We start from the raw sequence: 20,061 nt of genomic DNA, 5'->3' as shown, positions 1-20,061 counted from the left end.
GAGTCGTGTGACTGTTCACCCTTCAACCCGAGAGCCGCCTGATTTGAAAACAACCCCTTTCAAGGCACACCAGCACCAGGTGACTGAGATCCGCTTGCAGTCGACGACCGCCTATGCGGAGCCCTTCAAAGACGTCGTGCTGGACGTGGCCTTCACGGCACCCGGTGGGACAACCGTGGTGGTTCCTGCCTTCTGGGCCGGTGAAGCCACCTGGTGTGTCCGGTATGCCTCGTCTGAAACAGGCGCTCATGCATTTCGAACCTTGTGCAGCGACGAAGGCAACCCCTCCTTGCATGGTCAGGTCGGTGAAGTGCACATCGAACCGTATCGCGGCGACAACCCGCTCTACAAACACGGTGGCATACAGGTATCGGCGGATCGGCGCCATTTCTGTCACGCGGACGGAACGCCGTTCTTCTGGCTGGGCGACACCTGGTGGATGGGGCTGTGCGGGCGCCTGTCCTGGCCAGAGGACTTCAAGGCGCTGGCGCGAAACAGGAAGGAGACCGGCTTCAACGTAATCCAGCTGGTCGCGGGTCTGTATCCCGACATGCCGCTGTTTGACGAAAGAGGCTTGAGTTCCAGTGGCTTCTGCTGGGAAGAGGACCTGAGCCGGATCAATCCCCGCTTTTTTGATGAAGCCGATCAGCGGATCTTCCATCTGGTCGAGCAAGGGTTGGTGCCTTGCATCCTGGGGGCATGGGGTTATTACCTGCCCATGATCGGTCTGGACAATATGCAACGCCACTGGCGCTACCTGATCGCGCGCTGGGGTGCGCTGCCCGTGGTCTGGGCCGCAGCCGGTGAGCAGACCATGCCGTGGTACCTCGAGAACCATGCCCAGAAGGCGGCTTCACGGATCCAGCTGGCATCGGACTGGAGTCAGGTGATGGCGCACATGCGCAGCATCAACGGTTTTGGCCGCCTGATCACCACCCATCCCGTCACGAGCGCGCGTGATTCGGTCACGGACATCACGTTGCTCGACTTTGAGATGCAGCAGACAGGTCACGGGTCGCCCACGCCACACCACGCCCTGCGCGCGTGGCAAGGGTGGTGCGCGCAGCCGGCCATGCCGGTGATCAGCGCGGAGGCCCGCTACGAGGGTCTGGAGATCGGCCCCACCGTGACGGCGCGGAACGCACGCGAAGCCTTCTGGGCGCATGCGCTCAACAGCGGTCTGGCCGGGCACACCTACGGCGCCAATGGCATCTGGCAGGTCAATGCGGTTGAGCAGCCGTTCGGACCTTCTCCGTCAGGATCCTGCTGGGGCAACATGCCCTGGGTTCAGGCGATGCACCTTCCCGGCGCCAGACAAATGGGCCTGGCCAAACAATTCCTGGAGGCGCTCCCTTGGCATGAGGTCGAGCCGCAACCGGTTCAGATCGGCCGATTGGAAGGCTGGTTGCAGCATCGACCGCGTCTGAGGCGCGTCGTGCACAAACTGGGGTGGCTTCAGTCGCGTCAAGCCCCCGTGGCCATGGGCATCGCCAGGGAACAATCGATGGCCATCGCCTACACGGTGTCAGACCAGTCGTTCAGCATCGATCTGGCCCCGTTCAAAAAGCCGGTGAAAGCGATCTGGATCGATCCCACCAATTTCGATGAACACGCCGTTCAGTTCGAGGTTCGCGGTCGCCAGATGCACGTTCAACCTGATCGCACGAACGCCGCCGGTGAAAGCGACTGGCTGTTGTTGCTGCAGCCCATCCGCTGAATCCGGCGCCATGCAGATCACGTCACCCAGGGGCGGTGGCATGGTGGGGAGGCGGGCGCTTCAGCTTCAGGCCTCGACCTGCAACGGTCCGTCGAGCTTGATCTTCCCTTCCTTCACATAGCGACGGAAGTCGGCGATGGGCATGGCAGCTGAGCCGTGGACTTCCTCTTCGACCCAGCTCAAGGTGGCATCGTTGATGGACACCGAAACCTCCACCGGACCTTCACGTATCTCCACGGCTGGACCATCGCCACCGCGGTACTCGACCTTGCCAACAATGTGCGCGATTTGAGCCATTACTGTTCCTTCTTTGTGACGAGGTAGCTTGGCGCAGACACGTTGGTTCGTCGGTTCGGCAGCGCACACAAGCGGCCACGCCCGACTCAAAGTCTTACATCTGCAAGCAGGCCATTGGTTCGCAGGCGTACAGACCCTGTACCGGCTCCCGCCCATGCTGAAAGTCGGTCGGCAATCTCCGGCTGAACTCGAACTGTGCTGCTTGCAGCCGAAAGGAAACTTCCATGCTCACGTCCAAATTTCTCACTGCTTCGTTGACGGCACTCGCGGTGGTCGGCTCTGCCGGCTTCGTCTATGCCCAATCCACTTCAGGCACGGTCACGCCATCAACCGAACCCACGGTTCAGGCACAGCCTTCGGTGACACCGTCCGTGAGCGGCAGCATGAACACACCCGCCATGAACCAGGATGCATCCACCATGGAGCAACCCCTGGTGCGCGCTGACCGCAACTGATCCGCCCGTGAACACGGCCTGACATCCTCCCTTCGCACCGGTGAGGGAGGGCGTTGGGCCGATTCCCTTCTCGTTTGATTGCGCTGAACTCACATGCGACTTGCCCCCTATCCCGCGAAAGCACTTCGCTGTGTGGGTATGGCTGCATCACCTCCCGTGTCGGGATGGGGTGTTGCGCGTCTGATCGGCGAATTGCGCATGGGCGTCATCGCAGGTCTGAGTTTGTTGGCGCTGATGGTGCCGAGCGGCTCGCCGCCGCAGGCGAACGCGATCCCGTCCGCGACCGGCGCATCCTTGTTCACGGTCGCCTTATCACGCCCTGCCGATCTGGGTGGCACACCGGTTTCAGACCGGGTGAAACGGATCGCAGACTGGAGCGCCACCACGCAAGACCATGCTGCCATGCCGTTTGTCGTGGTCGACAAGCAGGCGGCGCGCCTCTATGTGTTCGACAGCGCGGCACGCCTGCAGGCCCACACGGCCGTGCTGATCGGTTCGGCCTTGGGCGATCACTCGGTGCCCGGCATCGGCCAAAAGGCCATTGCCGACGTGCTGCCCGAAGAACGCACCACGCCGGCAGGCCGCTTCAATGGCAAGCTGGGGAGCAACCTCACCGGCGAAGACGTGGTGTGGGTCGACTACGAAGCGGCCGTGTCCATGCACCGCGTGCGTGCGCACCAACCGGCTGAAAGGCGCTTACAGCGTCTGGCCTCTGAAACCATTGAAGACAACCGTATTTCCTACGGCTGCATCAACGTGCCGGCCGCTTTCTTCGACGCCCACCTGCTGCCCGTTTTCTCTGCCCAGGCCGCCGCCATCTATGTGCTGCCGGACCACCTGAGCCTCGAACAGGTGTTTGGCCGCGTGCCCTGACTGCCCGCAAAAAGACCGCGCAACAGGATGCGCGACCTCAAGTTGATTCACACGCGCCCGCCCCGCGGCCGGCGCATTGGCGGTGCCCACTGGACTACCCTCCGTGCTGCGCAATGCGGGGCTGAGCGCCTTCGGAGCGGCCGGACGGCGCTCAGGTCCCGCGCGGGTCGACGTATGGCTGGGTGCCGTAAAAGTCGTGCACGCCCTTTTCCCAGGCCGCGTCGGCCATGTCGGGCCAGTTGTCCTTGTCGAAGCCGGGTGCGCTTTCCAGGCGGTCCTTGCTCGCGTCGAGCACGAAGCGTTTGTTGTCGGTGTCCAGCTTCAGCGCAGACCATGGCACGGCGAACAGCTTCTCGCCCAGGCCCAGAAAGCCGCCGAACGACAGCACCGCGTAGCTCACTTGGCCGGTGCGCATGTCGAGCATGATTTCCTTGATGTCACCCAGGTCCTCGTCCTTGGTATTGACCACGTCGTTGTCGAGCAAGGTGTCGGCACCCATCAGGTAGGGGCCCGGGCCGCGATTGCGGTTGGGGACGGTGTCGTCCAGGACGGTGGTGGCGGCGTAGATGCCAAAGCTGTCGCGTTCTTCGTAGTTCATGGGGGGCTCCTGAAATAGGGGGTGTCGGGGAGGGATGGCGGGTCTGCGTGCGGCAGTGGCTGGAGGGCACGTGCGCCGCCTGCAGGTGGGATGCAGGATGCGCGCTTCGGGCCTCTTTCGGCACCGTGGGCGCGTTCCCGCAAATCTCAGGCGGCTTGCAAGGACTGGCGACGCACCACCGCGCTGACCAGACCCAGGTGAGCCATGCCGGCTGATCGGCGCGGTGTTGCTGTGCCGTGGGCACAGGACAGGCGGTCATAGGCCTGCCGCACCACGCCGTAGCACTCGCAGCTGCGCGTTTCCAGTCCGCTGCGGTCGATGATGGAGATGTGGCCGCGGTGGTATTCGATCAGTCCGGCCTTCTGCAGCTTGAGCGCACCGCCAGTGACACCCTCACGCCGCACACCCAGCAGACTGGCGATGCGCTCTTGTGTGATCTGCATGTCGGATCCTTCCTGGCGGTCCAGGTGCTGCAGCAGCCAGCGGCACAGTTGCTGGTCCAGTGCGTGGTGGCGGTTGCAGGCCGAGCACTGCGCCATGTGCGTGAACAAGGCCTGGGTGTAGCCGAGCAGTTTTTGCATGAAGTCGGGCGATCGGCGGGTGTGGTGCAGCACGTCCGCTGTGCTCATGCGCCAGGCGTGGCCGGGTCGTTGCACCACCGCGTCGCTCAAGGCGTTGGCGCTGCCCATGAAGGCACAGATGCCGACCATGCCTTCGCTGCCCACCACGGCCACCTCGGCTGACGCGCCGTCGGCCATCGAGGACACGAGCGACACCGTCGCGGTGACCGGGAAGTGCACATGGCGCAGCGCCTTGCCGCTCGCATGCAGCTCGGTTCCGGCCGAGAGGTCGACCCATTCCAGGTCGGGCTCCAGGTGCTGCCACTCGGCGCTGGAGAGGGTGGCGAGCAGTTGGTTCGTGTTGAACCGTGAAGTGGTGGCTGTCATGCGGCCTCCTTGGTCATTGCGTCCATCGGCGACCCAGGCTTTGAAAGCCACGGGGTCTTTCGATGTCCCTGCGGGCCTGAAAGGCGGGAAGCAGGGTTGAACTCAATGTAGGAGGCCGGTCAGCTTTTCACTGTGTACAAAGACATGTGTGCCGAGCAAGGTGTTACGGGGTGTCAGCGGACCCCGCTTGCGTGGACGGTTCTCAGTAGGCCGTTGTCACACCAGGGGGCGCACGGGTGGGCGCCCGTCGCCGTAGAGGTCGGCCAGGCGAGCGAGCGCCTTCACGTCGCGCATGAACAGTCGACCGTCCCCGATGTGGTGCAGGCCACGGCGCTCCAGCTTGCGCAGCGTCTTGTTGGTGTGCACCAGCGACAGCCCGAGCGCATCGGCCACGTGTTGCTGTGTCAAGGGAAACGGTACACCGTTCGCGCCGGCATCGACCTGCAGCGCAGCGGCGCGTTTGAACAGCAGGATCAGCAAGGTGGCGATGCGCTCTTCGGCGTTGCGCCTGCCCACCGAGAGCAAGGTGTCGTCCACCAGCGACTCTTCGTGTGCAGTGAGCCAGGTCACATTGAAGCCCATGCTGGGCGAGCGGCGGTGAATCTCCCACAGCGAGTCGCGCTGGAACACGCAGAACACGGCATCGGTCAGCGTTTCGACCCCGTGGGCGGCGGCGTCGCCCATCTTCTGCTGCACGCCGATGAAGTCGCCCGCGAGCAGGAAATTGAGAATCTGCCGGCGCCCGTCGCTCAGCGTCTTGAAGCGGAACGCCCAGCCGGATTGCAGTGTGTAGAGCGGTGCGTCGACCTGACCTTCGTGGATCAGCGCTTGCCCCACCAACAGGCGCATGTCACGGCGTTTGAGCGACTGCACGAGCTCAAGTTCGGCAGGTTCGTGGGACTGGAACAGATGCAGTGACCGCAAGTGGCACTGGGCGCAGGGGAGTGCGGCGGCGGGTGCTGGTTCGAAGGATGCGGTAGGGGATGTCATGGGTGATTGTGGCGCAGGGTGGCTTGGAATGATGAGGTCAGCCAGCGGGCCATGCAGCTCCTCGCCGCCATTGCCAAGAGTGCCAGCGAGGCCATTCTCGTCACCAAGGGTCCGCTGCGCGACGCACAAAGCAAGACGTTCTGCACCTTCGGCATCGCGCGCGACATCACGGGCCGCAGGGTCGAGTGCTGCACGAGCCCTGAGCGTTTGTAAAAAGATGTATATCGGCTCAATGACGCATGGCCTTTGCCGATGAGTTTCCTGGAACGGTGGCTTCTGCCGGGTGCTTGAGTCTCGAATCTTCAATGCTTAAAAGGGAACAACAATATGAAACACGTTCAACTCCCCGTGTCTGTCTGGGTGGTGGTGGCGCTTGCGGGATGCTCCACATCGCAGTCGATACCACCGGTGCCTGAAAAGTTTGTGGCGGCGGTCACCCAATACGACCACTCAGAGATCAACGAGGCCGCCAGCGCCTACGTGGCCTTGTACCGGCAGACCATCGAACGCAGTCTGTCGGAGCGACGCTACCAGGAAGACATGGCCTACAAACACCTGAGCGCAGAGGCCTGCTTCGACAGCCGAGCGACCCGGTTGCTGGCCAAGAAAATCACGCCAGAAGAGAAGAACGCCCTGATGCTGTCCTCGGTTTCGCAAGACAAACTAAACGCTTACCGGGGGTTGTCCAGAGGCTATTTCACGCGGGTCAATGGGCTGGAATTTTTGACCTGTGAGTTGGCGGGCCTGAAGGTCAGCGCCAAAGATCTGAAATATTGACATCCACAACCATGCGCTCCTGAAAAGGGGGGCCTGAACCAGCGGCGGGGTAACGGTTCCTGGCCTTTTGTCTTGTGGCAACGCCAGCGACCGAGATGGCCTCAATGACCATCTTGGCCTGTGTCGACTGCGTCGCCCCCGTTGGTGTTCGGGGCCATGCGACATGCCTCTGCGCCTTGGCATGTTGGTCGGTTCGGCTCGATGCTTAAACAATCCTTAAGTCTTGCGCACTAGCATCCCAAAGTTGTGCGTGATGCCTTGAGTGATCGCACCAACTGGTGCGGGTCATCTCCTTTTTGAGCATTGAGCCTGGCCACAGCAGCAGCCGACACCAATGCATCGGCCCCGAGGCAATTTCTGACGTACTACCGAGGTCTCTATGGACATGGCGACAGTGGATTTGAGTGAGCGTTTTGTGTTTGATGACCCCAGGTTCGACCTGCTGGCCGAGCAGAGCGCGCAGAAGTACGCAGCGGGATCCCCATTTCCTCACATCCACTTCGACAACTTTCTGCCGCAGGACGTGGCCGAGGCGGTGCTGGCCGAGTTTCCGAAGCCGGCCGACATTGATTGGCACAACTACAACCGCCAGACCGAGATCAAGCTGGTGTGCGCGGATGAAACGAAGTTCGGCCCCGTCACGCGCAACCTGTTCTACCAGTTTCATTCGATCCCTTTCCTGCGGTTCTTGGAAAAAGTCACAGGGATTCCCAACCTGATCCCCGATCCACTGTTGCGCGGTGGTGGTTTGCACCAGATCCGTCGTGGCGGACTGTTGAAACTGCACGCCGACTTCAACAAGCACGACAGCCTGTTTCTCGACCGCCGGATCAACATCCTGCTGTACCTCAACAAAGACTGGAAAGAAGAGTACGGTGGTTACTTGGAGCTGTGGGACAAGGACACCAAGTTCTGCGGCGACAAGATTCTTCCTGTGTTCAACCGGCTGGCCATTTTCACGACCACCAGCGACTCTTTCCATGGTCATCCGGACCCGCTCAATTGTCCGGAAGACATGACCCGCAAGTCGCTCGCGCTGTATTACTACACCAACGGCCGTCCGAAAGGCGAGGACGATGGCATTCACACCACCATCTTCAAGGCCCGGCCTGACGAGAGTTTCAAGGGTGTGATGTGGCGCATGGGTCAGGACTTCGCCCCACCAGTGATCTGGCGCACCGTGCGCCGCGTGCGTGAACGGTTTTTCAGCAAGTCCATCCAGAAGCGGGGTTGATGGCTGACGAGGTGCCGACAGGGCATCTCGTTGAGGTCCTGCCGTGTTCTTAATAGGGTAATAGGGGGCGCTGCACGGCTGTGGTCGCTCGCCCACCAGCCTCCAGATCAGATCAACGCGAAGAGGCGGTGTCAGCACCGCCCTGCAAGGTCACACGACGCGCTCCGTTGAAACGCGTTTGCCAATAAGACATGCGCATGTCTTCCACCCGGACTGATGCGCCCGTCCGGGGTGCATGGATGAACTTGCCATCGCCAACGTAGATCCCCACGTGGCTGAATGCTCGCCGCATGGTGTTGAAAAACACGAGATCGCCCGGTTTGAGCTCGCTTCTATCGATGGTTTGAGTGGCTGCGGCCTGTTCGTCGGCACGCCGGGGGAGGATTTTGCCGACGGATTGCTCGAACACGGCCCGCACCAGGCCGCTGCAATCAAAGCCCGTGTCTGCGCTGTTTCCACCATACCGGTAAGGCACACCCAAGAACCCCATGGCACTCATGACCAGGTCCGAGGCCCTTTCACCCACATTGTTCCGGGCCAGCTTCAGCTGCGATCCAAGGCGCGAGATCACGCCCCGTTCCTCAAGCAACTGATTCATGTCGTCGAAGCTGCCTTCTCCTTCTGTTGGTGCGGCCTGTGCCAAGGCACAAGTTATCAGCAGGAGCATAGGGATCACACGACGCATCGACGCAGCTTATCGCCTGAAAGGTAGCAAGTCAAGCGAGGTATGAGCTGCAGCATATTGATTCTGTTGAGAATTTCTCCCAAACGCTGATTTGGAGCTCTTGTGAACACAAAAGAGGTAAGTGGTCCATGGGTCAACATCTACCAGTGGCGTGGGTTTCATTGATCGGGATCAAAGCTATCAAACATTCTTGAATTGCTTGTTTTGGGTTTATTATTTTGAACAACGTTCATATAATTGAACATTTAAAGTTATTTGCAGCATGTCACCGATGCCCATGACCGTTAAATTTGATGTGATCACCCCCGTGCTGACACCTGAGCAGGTGCAGCACATGCAGCAGCGGGTCCTGGATCGGCAACTGCGGCAACAGCGTTTTGGTGATGAACGGCGGGTTCAACTGCTGGATGTGGCGTGGAATCTCTGGCGAGAGACGGGTTCTCAAGGGTTCAACATGCGCCAGCTGGCTCAGCGCGCGGGCTACACCGCAGGCGCGCTGTACGCGTACTTTCCGGGGCGAGATGCCATCCTGTCCGCATTGCAGCTGCGCGTGATCCACGAACTGGGGGAGCAGGTCAAGGCGCAGAAGGCCCCCCGCGCCGAGCGGGGCGCGCGCGCCAGAGCGGACGGGACGCCTGTTCCAGGCCATGAGCTGGTTGCCCGCCAGTTGTTCATCGACCGGTCGCTGGCATGGTGGGGCAGCCTTGCTGGTGACACCCAGCGTTTGCAACTGGTTCTACACGGTGGTCATGGCAACCTGCCCGAAGTGCCCCCAAATGAGCGCCCGGCTTCTGTGCTGCTTGCGCAGCTGGCCGATGCATTGCAACCGTGCCTGGAAGCTTTGCAGGCCACAGGCCTGTCGCCCGAAACTGCCCTGCAGTTGCATGGCGAAGTGTTGGCCTACGGCCTGGGGTTGCTGGTGTTGCAGGGCCCGAAAAGAGCGGGTAGTCAGGCCGCGATGGAGGCGCGTTTCATGCTGAGCATTCAACGCTGGTTGGACTTGACGCTCGCGGGTGCGCGCATTGCGTCGGGTGCAGAAGTCACTGAGCAGGGTGACTTGTTCACCGCCTGACTCGCCATCGGTGTCTTTCAGACGATCTGGTTTTGTCACAATCGGCAGCGCGCGCAACTGGCGCGATGCAAGACACCCCACAGGACACAGACCATGCTGCTTGACTTGACCGATTCCCAACTGGTTCTTGTGGACTACCAAGAGCGCCTGATGCCGGCCATGCCCGAGCGCGAACTTGTGCTGGCCAACGCGCTGCGCTTGGCGCGCGCGGCCCGCCTGCTGGGCGTGCCGGCCTTCGGCACCGAGCAAAACCCCGAGAAGCTGGGCGCCAACGATCCGGCCTTGCGCGAGTTGTGCCAGCGCACCCTGACCAAGATGAGCTTCAGCGCGGCCAGTGATGGCCTCGTGGAGTGGCTGAGGCCGCCAGCCCGTCAACAAGCCGGGGGCAATGCCCGAAGCTTGCCGCGCCATCTGCAAAAGCCTGCCGCACCGGTTGCCGAGCGCAACACCGTGGTGCTGGCCGGTTGCGAGGCGCATGTGTGCCTCTTGCAGACAGCGCTCGAATTGGTGGAACAGGAAATCGACGTCTGGGTGGTCACCGATGCTTGCGGGTCACGTACCGAGCGCAACCGGGACGCTGCGTTTGACCGACTCGCGGGCGCAGGCTGCGAGCTGACGACAACTGAAATGGTGCTGTTTGAGTGGTTGCGCAGCGCCGAGCATCCATCTTTCCGTGATGTTCAAGCCTTGATCAAGTAAGGCGAACCGGATGTATGCCGACCCGCAGCCTCAAGGCAGCGGGTCCATCAACGTTTGTACACCGCCACCAGTCGGCGAGTGTCAGACTCCCGAAAGTCTGGGCTTCATAATTATGAATTCAGTTTCGATGGCTGCATTTCAGCGTCCATCACAAAGCTGTTTCTGTCGTTTCGAACCACCACTTGCAGGAGACTTTCATGGGCAATCCACAAGGTTACGCCGCCTTTCACCAACGCTCGATTGAAGAGCGAGACGCTTTCTGGGCGGAGCAGGCGGCCCTAGTGGATTGGCACAAACCCTTTGATCGCGTCTGTAATTACGACAATCCACCGTTTGCTCGCTGGTTCGAAGGTGGGTTGACCAATCTGTGCCACAACGCGGTGGACCGGCACCTGAAAGAGCGTGCCGAACAAAACGCGCTGATCTTTGTGTCCACCGAGACCAACGTCGAGACCATCTACAGCTTTCGCCAACTGCACGCGGAAGTGCAGCGCATGGCCGCCATCCTTCAAGACCAGGGCGTGAAGAAGGGTGATCGTGTCCTGATCTACATGCCCATGATTCCCGAAGCCGCGTTTGCCATGCTGGCCTGCGTGCGCATTGGCGCCATTCACTCGGTGGTGTTTGGCGGTTTCGCCAGCCATTCGCTGGCCAGCCGCATCGAAGACGCCTCGCCGGTCGTCATCGTCAGCGCCGATGCCGGTTCGCGCGGCGGCAAGGTGGTGGAGTACAAGCCCCTGCTGGACGAGGCCATCAAACTGTCCGCCCACAAGCCGCAGAAGGTGGTGATGGTCAACCGCGGACTGGCGCCATTCAGCGCCGTGGAAGGGCGCGATGTGGCCTATGAGGTCGAGCGCGCGAAGCACATGGACACCGTGGTGCCCTGCGAGTGGGTGGATGCCACGCACCCTAGTTACACGCTCTACACCAGCGGCACCACCGGCAAGCCCAAAGGTGTGCAGCGCGACACCGGTGGCTACACCGTGGCGCTGGCCGCGTCCATGAAGCACATCTACATGGGTGAGCCAGGCGAAACCTATTTCTCCACCAGCGACATCGGCTGGGTGGTGGGGCACAGCTACATCATCTATGGGCCGCTCATCGGTGGCATGGCGACCATCATGTACGAGGGCCTGCCGATCCGGCCGGACGCGGGCATCTGGTGGAGCCTGGTCGAGAAGTACAAGGTGTCGGTGATGTTCAGTGCGCCGACGGCCGTGCGCGTGCTCAAGAAGTACGACCCGTCTTTCATCAAGAAATACGATCTGTCCAGTCTCAAGGCGCTGTTCCTGGCGGGCGAGCCATTGGACGAGCCGACCGCCAAGTGGATTTCCGACGAGCTGGGCAAGCCCATCGTCGACAACTACTGGCAGACCGAAACCGGCTGGCCGATCCTGGCGATTTGCAACGGGGTGGAGCAAGCGCCGAGCAAGTTCGGTTCGCCGGGCAAGGCCGTGTACGGCTACAACGTCAAACTGCTCGACGACCAGACCGGCGCCGAGCTGCAGGGCGGCAACCAGAAGGGCGTGGTCGCTGTCGAGGGTCCGTTGCCACCGGGCTGCATGCAAACGATCTGGGGCGACGACGCTCGCTTCGTCAAGACCTATTGGTCCAGCGTGCCGGGCAAGATGGTCTACAGCACTTTTGACTGGGGCATCCGCGACGAAGACGGTTATTACTTCATTCTTGGCCGCACCGACGATGTGATCAACGTGGCCGGTCACCGCCTGGGCACACGCGAGATTGAGGAAAGCATTTCCAGTCACCCGAAGATCGCCGAAGTGGCGGTGGTGGGCGTGGCCGACCAGCTCAAGGGCCAAGTGGCGATGGCGTTCGCCGTGGTCAAGGACGCTTCGTTGCTGGGCGACGACGCGGCGCGGTTGAAGCTTGAAGGCGAGGTCATGAAGCTGGTGGACGAGCAACTGGGTGCCGTGGCCCGGCCGGCCCGGGTTCGTTTCGTCAACGTGTTGCCCAAGACCCGCAGCGGCAAGCTGCTGCGACGCGCCATACAGGCGGTGTGTGAGGGGCGAGACCCCGGAGACCTGACGACCATGGACGACCCCGCCGCCCTGCAGCAAATCAAGGACCTGCAGGCCTGATGCCGTGTTCCAGGCTGAAAAACACCGGCGTCACCCGCAAGGTGCGCCGGTTTTTTTTGAACTCCTGGGTGTATTTTGAGCGGGTGACAGTCCGCTTGAAGTCAGTATGATCCATGCTTATATTGACAAAAGTGTGGTGCACCATGGAACAAATGATCGGGTCTGACGCCCACATCGAGAAGGTCCGTGTGTTCGAACTGGCCGCCGAGCTGTTCGGTGTGTTGGCCACGCCGATGCGGCTGCGTATCCTGAGCGCGCTGTGCGACAAGGAAAAGTCCGTGTCCCAGTTGTTGCTGGAGATTCAGACCACACAGCCCAACCTGTCGCAACACCTGAACCTGCTGTACCGAGCCGGCGTGCTGGCCAAGCGCAAGGAAGGCACGCAGGTCATTTACCGTGTCCAGAGCGAGAAGGCGGTGACCCTGTGTCGCACCGTCTGCACGCAGATCGCGATCGAGATGGACGAACCCAGCGCAGTGCCGGCCTCTGAGCGCCTGTCGCCCCGCGTCGGCGTCTGAAGCGCGCAAGCTGACGGTGGGCTGTCGCTTCGCCGTCTCGCAACACCCGCACGCCAATTCGGTGCCAATGCACCGTTAACCAGCAATCTCCGCACCGCTGCTGATCAGGCAATGGCACAATCGCGGGCTGCAGTCAGGTCCTTCCACAGTCACTGTCGCATCCGCCAATCGGTCCAGCCGTGTCGCGGGAGGTTTCTTTAACCAGCTAATGTTTCCCAGAGGGAAGCGGAGGTCAGCGGATTTATGAGCAATTCCCCATCGAACGGGAGCAACGTCTATGTTGCCTTCCAGAACAACTCGTACCTCTTCGGCGGCAATGCGCCGTACGTGGAAGAGATGTATGAGAACTACCTGAACAACCCCGGCAGCGTTCCAGACAACTGGCGCAGCTACTTTGACGCCTTGCAGCACGTGCCGGCTGTCGACGGCACCGATGCCCGTGACGTGCCTCACCTGCCCGTCATCAACGCCTTTGCCGAGCGCGCCAAGCAAGGCGGTACCCGCGTCGTTGTGGCCGCTGGCGCCGACTCCGATCTGGGTCGCAAGCGCGTGGCCGTGCAGCAGCTCATTGCTGCCTACCGCAACGTCGGCTCCCGCTGGGCCGATCTGGACCCCCTCAAGCGCACCGAGCGCGACCACATCCCCGAACTCGATCCCTCGTTCTACGGCTTCTCCGATGCCGATTTCGAGACCGTGTTCAACACCAGCAACACGTTCTTCGGCAAGGAGGTCATGTCCTTGCGCGACCTGCTCAACGCCCTGCGCGAAACCTATTGCGCCAGCGTCGGAGCCGAGTACATGTACATCAGCGACCAGACGCAAAAGCGCTGGTGGCAGGAAAAGCTGGAATCGATCCGCAGCAAGCCGGCATTCAATGCCGACAAGAAAAAAGCCATCCTCGACCGCCTGACCGCGGCCGAAGGCCTGGAGCGTTTCCTGCACACCAAGTACGTGGGCCAGAAGCGTTTCTCGCTCGAAGGTGGCGAGAGCTTCATCGCCGCCATGGACGAGGTGATCCAGCAGGCCGGTACGCAAGGCGTGCAGGAGATCGTGATCGGCATGGCCCACCGTGGCCGCCTGAACGTGCTGGTCAACATCCTGGGCAAGATGCCCAAGGACCTGTTCGCCGAGTTCGACCACACCGCGCCCGAAGAGCTGCCCGCCGGTGACGTGAAATACCACCAGGGCTTTAGCTCGGATGTGACCACCCCCGGTGGCCCGGTTCACCTCTCTCTGGCGTTCAATCCGTCTCATCTGGAAATCGTGAACCCGGTGGTCGAGGGCTCGGTGCGCGCCCGCATGGACCGCCGCGGCGATCCGCTGGGCAAGCAGGTGTTGCCTGTGCTGGTGCACGGCGACGCCGCCTTCGCCGGTCAGGGCGTGAACCAGGAAACCCTGGCGCTGGCGGCCACCCGCGGTTACAGCACGGGCGGCACGGTGCACCTGATCATCAACAACCAGATCGGTTTCACCACCTCCGACCCGCGCGACCTGCGCTCCACGCTGTATTGCACCGACATCGTCAAGGGTGTTGAGGCGCCGGTGCTGCACGTCAACGGTGACGATCCAGAAGCCGTGGTGCTGGCCACCCAGCTCGCGCTGGAGTACCGCATGACCTTCCGCCGGGACGTGGTGCTCGACATCATCTGTTTCCGCAAGCTGGGCCACAACGAGCAGGACACCCCGAGCCTGACCCAACCGCTGATGTACAAAAAAATCGGCGCGCATCCAGGCACCCGCAAGCTGTATGCCGAGAAGCTGGCCGCTCAAGGCCTGGGTGAGTCGCTGGGCGACGACATGGCCAAGGCCTACCGTGCCGCGCTCGACGCCGGTCGCCACACCGTGGACCCGGTGCTGACCAACTTCAAGAGCAAGTTCGCGGTGGACTGGTCGCCCTTCCTGGGCAAGAAGTGGACCGATGCGGGCGACACCGCCATCCCGATGGCCGAGTGGAAGCGGCTCTCGGACCGCCTCACCACCATCCCCGAGAGCGTGACCCCGCACCAACTGGTGAAGAAGGTGTACGCCGATCGTGCGGCCATGGGCCGTGGCGACATTCCAGTGGATTGGGGTATGGGCGAGCACATGGCCTTCGCTTCGCTCGTGGCCAGCGGTTTCCCGGTACGCCTCTCTGGCGAAGACAGCGGGCGCGGCACCTTCACGCACCGCCACGCTGTCATTCACGACCAGGACCGCGAAAAGTGGAACGAAGGCACCTACACGCCTTTGCAGAACGTGGCCGACAACCAGGCCCCGTTCGTGGTCATCGACTCCATCCTGTCCGAAGAGGCGGTGCTGGGCTTTGAGTACGGCTATGCCTCCAACGACCCGAACACGCTCGTGATCTGGGAAGCCCAGTTCGGCGATTTCGCCAACGGCGCACAGGTGGTGATCGACCAGTTCATCGCCTCTGGCGAAGTGAAGTGGGGTCGCGTCAACGGCATCACGTTGATGCTGCCGCACGGCTATGAAGGTCAGGGTCCCGAGCACAGCTCGGCCCGCCTGGAGCGCTTCATGCAGATGGCTGCAGACACCAACATGCAGCTGGTGCAGCCGACCACGGCCAGCCAGATCTTCCATGTCCTGCGCCGCCAGGTGATCCGCAACCTGCGCAAGCCGCTGATCATCTTCACGCCCAAATCGCTGTTGCGCAACAAGGACGCGACCTCGCCGCTGTCCGAGTTCACCAAAGGCGGTTTCCAGACCGTGATTCCGGACAGCCATCCGGACGTGGCCAAGAAGGCCGAGAAGGTCAAGCGCGTGATCTGCTGCTCGGGCAAGGTCTATTACGACCTGGTCAAGAAGCGCGAAGAGCGCGGCGACGACGACGTGGCCATTTTGCGTGTGGAGCAGCTGTACCCGTTCCCCCACAAGGTGTTCGCTGCCGAACTCAAGAAGTACCCGAACGCCACCGACATCGTGTGGTGCCAGGACGAGCCGCAAAACCAGGGTGCCTGGTTCTTCGTGCAGCACTACATCCACGAGAACATGCTTGACGGGCAGAAGCTGGGTTACGCCGGCCGCGCCGCGTCGGCATCGCCGGCCGTGGGTTACGCGCACCTGCACCAGGAGCAGCAGAAGACCCTGATCGAAGCCGCTTTCAGCAAGCTCAAGGGTTTCATTCTTACCAAGTAACTGTTGGCCCGTTGAGCGGTTGGCTCAGTGCGCGCAGCGCGCGCCTGGCCCGCCCAACGCCCAACCCTGAACGCAATATTTCTAGGACAAGAACATGGCAATCGTAGAAGTCAAAGTTCCGCAGCTCTCCGAGTCCGTGGCCGAGGCCACCCTGCTGCAATGGAAAAAGAAGGTCGGTGACGCCGTCACCGTGGATGAAACCCTGATCGAGATCGAGACCGACAAGGTCGTGCTGGAATGCCCTGCACCCTCGTCGGGCGTGCTGGTCGAAATCCTCCAGGGCGATGGCGCCACGGTGGCCGCCGAGCAGCTGATCGCTCGCATCGACACAGCTGCGGTGGCAGGTGCTGCCGCGCCAGCCGCCGCCGCGCCCGCTCCGGCGGCTGCCCCCATTGCCGCGCCAGCCGCCGCTGCTGCTGCATCCACCAGCAAGGCCGGCGTGGCCATGCCCGCAGCCGCCAAGCTGATGGCCGACGGCGGCATGGCACCGGGCTCGGTGCCCGGCACCGGCAAGGACGGTCGCGTCACCAAGGGCGATGTGCTCGGCGCCGCCGCTGCGCCCAAGGCGGCTGTCGCCGCTCCCGCCGCCATCCCCACCGGTGCACCCACCAAGGTGTTGCCGCAGGTGGCCACGGTCGCACCCGATCTGGGCGACCGCCCTGAAGAGCGCGTGCCCATGACGCGTCTGCGCGCCCGTGTGGCCGAGCGTCTGTTGCAGTCGCAGGCCACCAACGCGATCCTGACCACCTTCAATGAAATCAACATGGCCCCGGTCATGGAGATGCGCAAGCGCATGCAGGAACGGTTCGAGAAGGAACACGGCGTGAAGCTGGGCTTCATGAGCTTTTTCGTGAAGGCCGCCGTGCACGCGCTGAAGAAGTTCCCGGTGCTCAACGCCTCGGTGGATGGCAACGACATCGTCTACCACGGCTACTTCGACATTGGTATCGCGGTGGGTTCGCCGCGTGGCCTGGTGGTGCCCATCCTGCGCAACGCCGACCAGATGAGCTTTGCCGAGATCGAGAAAAAGATTGCCGAGTTTGGCCAGAAGGCCAAGGACGGCAAGCTGGGCATGGACGACATGACCGGTGGCACCTTCTCCATCTCCAACGGCGGCACCTTTGGTTCGATGATGTCCACCCCCATCATCAACCCGCCGCAGTCGGCCATCCTCGGCGTGCACGCCACGAAGGACCGCGCCATGGTGGAAAACGGCCAAGTCGTGGTGCGCCCGATGAACTACTTCGCCATGTCCTACGACCACCGCATCATCGACGGCCGCGAAGCTGTGCTGGGCCTGGTGGCGATGAAGGAAGCGCTGGAAGATCCGGCCCGTTTGCTCTTCGACATCTGATCGAACAGCGAAAGTCCAGACGCCCCTTCGGGGGCGTTTGTCCAACCCCATTCAGGAACAAACATGTCTCAAGCATTTGACGTCGTTGTGATCGGCGCCGGCCCCGGCGGCTACATCGCAGCCATCCGCGCTGCCCAGTTGGGCTTCAAGGTCGCGTGCATCGACGAGTGGAAAAACACCGCTGGCGGCCCGGCCCCGGGCGGTACCTGTACCAACGTCGGTTGTATCCCGTCCAAGGCACTGCTGCAGTCCAGCGAGCACTTCGAGCACGCTACCCACCACTTTGCTGACCACGGCATCAGCACCGGCAAGGTGACGATGGACGTGGCCAAGATGATGGCCCGCAAGGACGGCGTCGTGAAACAGAACAACGACGGCATCCTCTATCTGCTCAAGAAGAACAAGGTCACGTTCTTCCACGGTCGCGGCTCGTTCGTGGCTGCCGCCGACGGTGGCTATCAGATCAAGGTGGCCGGTGCTGCCGAAGAAGTGATTGCGGCCAAGCAGGTCATCGTGGCCACCGGCTCCAACGCCCGTGCGCTGCCTGGTGCGGAATTTGACGAAGTCAACGTGCTGTCCAACGACGGTGCGCTGCGCGTCGGCGCCGTGCCCAAGAAGCTGGGCGTGATCGGCTCTGGCGTGATCGGTCTGGAAATGGGCTCGGTCTGGCGCCGCTTGGGTGCTGAGGTCGTGGTGCTGGAAGCCATGCCCGCTTTCCTGCCGGCGGCCGACGAAGGCGTGGCGAAGGAAGCGCTCAAGGTCTTCACCAAACAAGGCCTGAAGATCGAGCTGGGTGTGAAGATCGCTGAGATCAAGAACGGCAAGAAGGGCGTCAGCGTGGCCTACACCAATGCCAAGGGCGAAGCCCAGGAGCTGGCAGTGGACAAGCTGATCGTGTCCATCGGCCGCGTGGCCAACACCATTGGCCTGAACCCCGAAGCCGTCGGTCTGCAGCTCGACGAGCGCGGGGCCATCATGGTCGACGCTGACTGCCGCACCAACCTGCCTGGCGTCTGGGCGGTGGGCGATGTCGTGCGCGGCCCCATGCTGGCGCACAAGGCAGAAGAAGAGGGCGTAGCGGTGGCCGAGCGCATTGCAGGCCAGCATGGCCATGTGAACTTCAACACCATCCCTTATGTGATCTACACCAGTCCGGAAATTGCCTGGGTGGGCAAGACCGAGCAGCAGCTCAAGGCTGAAGGCGTGGCCTACAAGGCGGGTCAATTCCCGTTCCTGGCCAACGGCCGCGCCCGAGCGCTGGGTGACACCACCGGCTTCGTCAAGATCGTGGCCGACGCCGCGAGCGACGAGATCCTGGGTGTGCACATCATCGGCCCGCAGGCGTCCGAGCTGATTGCCGAAGCCGTGATGGCGATGGAGTTCAGGGCTTCGGCCGAAGACATCGCGCGCATCTGCCATGCCCATCCGTCGCTCTCCGAGTCGACGAAGGAAGCCGCGCTGGCCGTTGACAAGCGCACGCTGAACTTCTGACCCGGTTCGCCCTTGTCCGTCCGCAGCACCTACGAAGCCGCGCTGGTCGAGCGCGGCTACACCACCGACCCCGCCCAGCAGCGTGCCATCGACGCGCTGGAGCGGTGTGCGTCTGAGTGGGCGACGTACAAGCAGCGGCGTTCCAACGCGCTGAAGAAGATGTTCGTCAACCCGGAGATTCCGCGCGGGGTCTATATGTTTGGCGGGGTGGGGCGGGGCAAGAGCTTCCTGATGGACTGCTTCTACAACGCGGTCCCGATCCGGCGCAAGACGCGGCTGCACTTCCACGAGTTCATGCGCGAGGTGCACCGCGAGTTGCGTGAGCTGCAGGGCACTGTCAACCCGCTGGACGAGCTTGGCGCGCGCATGGCCAAGCGCTACAAGCTGATCTGTTTCGACGAGTTCCACGTGGCGGACGTGACCGACGCCATGATCCTGCACCGCCTGCTGGACGCACTGTTCAAGGCGGGTGTGGGTTTCGTCACGACCTCCAACTTCCACCCCGACGGCCTGTACCCGGACGGTCTGCATCGCGACCGCATCCTGCCCGCCATCGAGCTGTTGAAATCGCGGCTGGAGGTGCTCAGTGTGGACAACGGCACCGACTACCGACAGCGCACGCTGACCCACATCGAGCTCTACCACTGCCCGCTGGGTCCCCTGGCCGATGCGGCGATGGAGCAAACGTTTGGTGAGCTGGCTGAAATGGCCGACCAAGACCCGGTGATGCACATCGAGGCGCGTCAGATACAGGCGCTGCGCCGGGCGGGCGGTGTGATCTGGTTCGATTTCCGCACGCTCTGCGGCGGACCGCGCTCGCAAAACGACTACCTGGAAATCGCCACCCAGTTCCACACGCTGATGCTGTCCAACGTGCCGCAGATGTCGGTGCGCCAAGCCTCGGAGGCGCGGCGCTTCACCTGGCTCATCGATGTGTTGTACGACCGGCGCGTCAAACTCGTGATGTCGGCGGCGGTGCCACCGGAGCAGCTCTACACCGAAGGCCCGATGTCACACGAGTTTCCCCGCACGGTCTCGAGGCTCACTGAAATGCAATCTGCGGAATTTCTGGCTCTGGAACACCGGCAGGTGGACACAGGCCTGACCTGAGCCGGGAAGG

20 protein-coding genes are annotated in these 20,061 nt (G+C 62.2%); 14 read left to right on the top strand and 6 right to left on the bottom strand.

Features of this window, described 5'->3' with window-relative positions; translation table 11 throughout:
• Nucleotides 1-7: 7 nt before the first annotated feature.
• On the top strand, nt 8-1,717 hold the full coding sequence (locus B0E41_RS08185; RefSeq protein WP_077330586.1) for a DUF4038 domain-containing protein: 1,710 nt from the start codon (nt 8-10) through the stop codon (nt 1,715-1,717).
• Between the two features lie 66 nt (nt 1,718-1,783).
• Here the strand turns inward: B0E41_RS08185 and B0E41_RS08180 are convergent, their stop codons facing one another.
• On the bottom strand, nt 1,784-2,014 hold the full coding sequence (locus B0E41_RS08180) for a hypothetical protein (RefSeq protein WP_077330585.1): 231 nt from the start codon (nt 2,012-2,014) through the stop codon (nt 1,784-1,786).
• A 224-nt stretch (nt 2,015-2,238) separates the two neighbouring features.
• Here B0E41_RS08180 and B0E41_RS08175 point away from each other — a divergent pair, with 224 nt between their 5' ends.
• A complete protein-coding gene (locus B0E41_RS08175) occupies nt 2,239-2,469 on the top strand; it encodes a hypothetical protein (protein WP_077330584.1) in 231 nt (76 codons plus the stop codon).
• A gap of 198 nt (nt 2,470-2,667) precedes the next feature.
• Nucleotides 2,668-3,342, top strand: coding sequence for a hypothetical protein (locus tag B0E41_RS08170; protein ID WP_253194694.1), 675 nt, complete (start codon nt 2,668-2,670; stop codon nt 3,340-3,342).
• 151 nt (nt 3,343-3,493) lie between these two features.
• On the opposite strand, the gene B0E41_RS08165 is transcribed toward B0E41_RS08170, so the two are convergent.
• The 3 genes from B0E41_RS08165 to B0E41_RS08155 all read right to left on the bottom strand — a co-directional run bounded on the left by B0E41_RS08165 (nt 3,494) and on the right by B0E41_RS08155 (nt 5,877).
• Nucleotides 3,494-3,940, bottom strand: a complete 447-nt coding sequence (locus B0E41_RS08165; protein WP_077330583.1) for a PRC-barrel domain-containing protein — start codon at nt 3,938-3,940, stop codon at nt 3,494-3,496.
• Nucleotides 3,941-4,086: 146 nt separating this feature from the next.
• Nucleotides 4,087-4,887: a Crp/Fnr family transcriptional regulator gene (locus B0E41_RS08160; RefSeq protein WP_077330582.1), complete on the bottom strand. Its 801-nt coding sequence runs from the start codon at nt 4,885-4,887 to the stop codon at nt 4,087-4,089.
• Nucleotides 4,888-5,103: 216 nt separating this feature from the next.
• On the bottom strand, nt 5,104-5,877 hold the full coding sequence (locus B0E41_RS08155) for a Crp/Fnr family transcriptional regulator (RefSeq protein WP_077330581.1): 774 nt from the start codon (nt 5,875-5,877) through the stop codon (nt 5,104-5,106).
• A 51-nt stretch (nt 5,878-5,928) separates the two neighbouring features.
• On the opposite strand from B0E41_RS08155, the gene B0E41_RS27095 reads away from it, so the two are divergent.
• The 3 genes from B0E41_RS27095 (at nt 5,929) to B0E41_RS08145 (ending at nt 7,888) form a co-directional block, all read left to right on the top strand.
• Nucleotides 5,929-6,090: a hypothetical protein gene (locus tag B0E41_RS27095; protein WP_171984706.1), complete on the top strand. Its 162-nt coding sequence runs from the start codon at nt 5,929-5,931 to the stop codon at nt 6,088-6,090.
• Nucleotides 6,091-6,204: 114 nt separating this feature from the next.
• On the top strand, nt 6,205-6,654 hold the full coding sequence (locus B0E41_RS08150) for a hypothetical protein (protein ID WP_077330580.1): 450 nt from the start codon (nt 6,205-6,207) through the stop codon (nt 6,652-6,654).
• A gap of 379 nt (nt 6,655-7,033) precedes the next feature.
• Nucleotides 7,034-7,888, top strand: coding sequence for a 2OG-Fe(II) oxygenase (locus tag B0E41_RS08145; protein ID WP_216350744.1), 855 nt, complete (start codon nt 7,034-7,036; stop codon nt 7,886-7,888).
• A gap of 112 nt (nt 7,889-8,000) precedes the next feature.
• Here B0E41_RS08145 and B0E41_RS08140 read toward each other — a convergent pair whose 3' ends face one another.
• On the bottom strand, nt 8,001-8,573 hold the full coding sequence (locus B0E41_RS08140; protein WP_077330579.1) for a C40 family peptidase: 573 nt from the start codon (nt 8,571-8,573) through the stop codon (nt 8,001-8,003).
• 271 nt (nt 8,574-8,844) lie between these two features.
• On the opposite strand from B0E41_RS08140, the gene B0E41_RS08135 reads away from it, so the two are divergent.
• The 3 genes from B0E41_RS08135 to B0E41_RS08125 all read left to right on the top strand — a co-directional run bounded on the left by B0E41_RS08135 (nt 8,845) and on the right by B0E41_RS08125 (nt 12,443).
• Nucleotides 8,845-9,645 carry a TetR/AcrR family transcriptional regulator gene (locus B0E41_RS08135; RefSeq protein ID WP_171984705.1) on the top strand — a complete coding sequence of 267 codons (801 nt, stop codon included), beginning with the start codon at nt 8,845-8,847 and terminating at the stop codon, nt 9,643-9,645.
• A 93-nt stretch (nt 9,646-9,738) separates the two neighbouring features.
• Nucleotides 9,739-10,344 (top strand): isochorismatase family protein, encoded by a 606-nt coding sequence (locus B0E41_RS08130; protein WP_077330577.1) that lies wholly within the window; start codon nt 9,739-9,741, stop codon nt 10,342-10,344.
• A gap of 197 nt (nt 10,345-10,541) precedes the next feature.
• Nucleotides 10,542-12,443, top strand: coding sequence for a propionate--CoA ligase (locus B0E41_RS08125; RefSeq protein ID WP_077330576.1), 1,902 nt, complete (start codon nt 10,542-10,544; stop codon nt 12,441-12,443).
• On the opposite strand, the gene B0E41_RS27725 is transcribed toward B0E41_RS08125, so the two are convergent.
• Entirely contained in the window at nt 12,424-12,558 is a 135-nt protein-coding gene (locus B0E41_RS27725) for a hypothetical protein (protein ID WP_290440843.1), read from the bottom strand. The two genes, B0E41_RS08125 and B0E41_RS27725, sit on opposite strands and share 20 nt — an antisense overlap.
• Before the next feature lie 28 nt (nt 12,559-12,586).
• Here B0E41_RS27725 and B0E41_RS08120 point away from each other — a divergent pair, with 28 nt between their 5' ends.
• The 5 genes from B0E41_RS08120 (at nt 12,587) to zapE (ending at nt 20,051) form a co-directional block, all read left to right on the top strand.
• Entirely contained in the window at nt 12,587-12,961 is a 375-nt protein-coding gene (locus tag B0E41_RS08120; protein ID WP_077330575.1) for a metalloregulator ArsR/SmtB family transcription factor, read from the top strand.
• Between the two features lie 243 nt (nt 12,962-13,204).
• Nucleotides 13,205-16,096: a 2-oxoglutarate dehydrogenase E1 component gene (locus B0E41_RS08115; protein ID WP_077330574.1), complete on the top strand. Its 2,892-nt coding sequence runs from the start codon at nt 13,205-13,207 to the stop codon at nt 16,094-16,096.
• 94 nt (nt 16,097-16,190) lie between these two features.
• Complete coding sequence (gene odhB, locus B0E41_RS08110) at nt 16,191-17,450, top strand: 2-oxoglutarate dehydrogenase complex dihydrolipoyllysine-residue succinyltransferase (RefSeq protein ID WP_077330573.1); 1,260 nt, start codon at nt 16,191-16,193, stop codon at nt 17,448-17,450.
• Nucleotides 17,451-17,513: 63 nt separating this feature from the next.
• Nucleotides 17,514-18,941: a dihydrolipoyl dehydrogenase gene (gene lpdA, locus B0E41_RS08105; protein ID WP_077330572.1), complete on the top strand. Its 1,428-nt coding sequence runs from the start codon at nt 17,514-17,516 to the stop codon at nt 18,939-18,941.
• A gap of 12 nt (nt 18,942-18,953) precedes the next feature.
• A complete protein-coding gene (zapE, locus tag B0E41_RS08100) occupies nt 18,954-20,051 on the top strand; it encodes a cell division protein ZapE (protein ID WP_077330571.1) in 1,098 nt (365 codons plus the stop codon).
• Nucleotides 20,052-20,061: the final 10 nt, after the last annotated feature.

The organism is Hydrogenophaga sp. A37 (genome assembly GCF_002001205.1).
Taxonomy (GTDB): domain Bacteria; phylum Pseudomonadota; class Gammaproteobacteria; order Burkholderiales; family Burkholderiaceae_C; genus Hydrogenophaga.
The sequence above is the reverse complement of the archived record's forward strand: the minus strand, read 5'-3'. Positions and strand labels throughout refer to the sequence as shown.

What these genes read in the sequence shown, in the direction of transcription:
- odhB (WP_077330573.1), top strand. Translation starts at nt 16,191, where the DNA reads ATGGCAATCGTAGAAGTCAAAGTTCCGCAGCTCTCCGAGTCCGTGGCC.
- B0E41_RS27095 (WP_171984706.1), top strand. Translation starts at nt 5,929, where the DNA reads ATGCAGCTCCTCGCCGCCATTGCCAAGAGTGCCAGCGAGGCCATTCTC.
- B0E41_RS08125 (WP_077330576.1), top strand. Translation starts at nt 10,542, where the DNA reads ATGGGCAATCCACAAGGTTACGCCGCCTTTCACCAACGCTCGATTGAA.
- B0E41_RS08155 (WP_077330581.1), bottom strand. Translation starts at nt 5,877, where the DNA reads ATGACATCCCCTACCGCATCCTTCGAACCAGCACCCGCCGCCGCACTC.
- B0E41_RS08145 (WP_216350744.1), top strand. Translation starts at nt 7,034, where the DNA reads ATGGACATGGCGACAGTGGATTTGAGTGAGCGTTTTGTGTTTGATGAC.
- B0E41_RS08170 (WP_253194694.1), top strand. Translation starts at nt 2,668, where the DNA reads ATGGGCGTCATCGCAGGTCTGAGTTTGTTGGCGCTGATGGTGCCGAGC.
- B0E41_RS27725 (WP_290440843.1), bottom strand. Translation starts at nt 12,558, where the DNA reads ATGGATCATACTGACTTCAAGCGGACTGTCACCCGCTCAAAATACACC.
- B0E41_RS08140 (WP_077330579.1), bottom strand. Translation starts at nt 8,573, where the DNA reads ATGCGTCGTGTGATCCCTATGCTCCTGCTGATAACTTGTGCCTTGGCA.
- B0E41_RS08150 (WP_077330580.1), top strand. Translation starts at nt 6,205, where the DNA reads ATGAAACACGTTCAACTCCCCGTGTCTGTCTGGGTGGTGGTGGCGCTT.
- lpdA (WP_077330572.1), top strand. Translation starts at nt 17,514, where the DNA reads ATGTCTCAAGCATTTGACGTCGTTGTGATCGGCGCCGGCCCCGGCGGC.
- B0E41_RS08175 (WP_077330584.1), top strand. Translation starts at nt 2,239, where the DNA reads ATGCTCACGTCCAAATTTCTCACTGCTTCGTTGACGGCACTCGCGGTG.
- B0E41_RS08130 (WP_077330577.1), top strand. Translation starts at nt 9,739, where the DNA reads ATGCTGCTTGACTTGACCGATTCCCAACTGGTTCTTGTGGACTACCAA.
- B0E41_RS08135 (WP_171984705.1), top strand. Translation starts at nt 8,845, where the DNA reads ATGCCCATGACCGTTAAATTTGATGTGATCACCCCCGTGCTGACACCT.
- B0E41_RS08160 (WP_077330582.1), bottom strand. Translation starts at nt 4,887, where the DNA reads ATGACAGCCACCACTTCACGGTTCAACACGAACCAACTGCTCGCCACC.
- B0E41_RS08120 (WP_077330575.1), top strand. Translation starts at nt 12,587, where the DNA reads ATGGAACAAATGATCGGGTCTGACGCCCACATCGAGAAGGTCCGTGTG.
- B0E41_RS08165 (WP_077330583.1), bottom strand. Translation starts at nt 3,940, where the DNA reads ATGAACTACGAAGAACGCGACAGCTTTGGCATCTACGCCGCCACCACC.
- B0E41_RS08115 (WP_077330574.1), top strand. Translation starts at nt 13,205, where the DNA reads ATGAGCAATTCCCCATCGAACGGGAGCAACGTCTATGTTGCCTTCCAG.
- B0E41_RS08180 (WP_077330585.1), bottom strand. Translation starts at nt 2,014, where the DNA reads ATGGCTCAAATCGCGCACATTGTTGGCAAGGTCGAGTACCGCGGTGGC.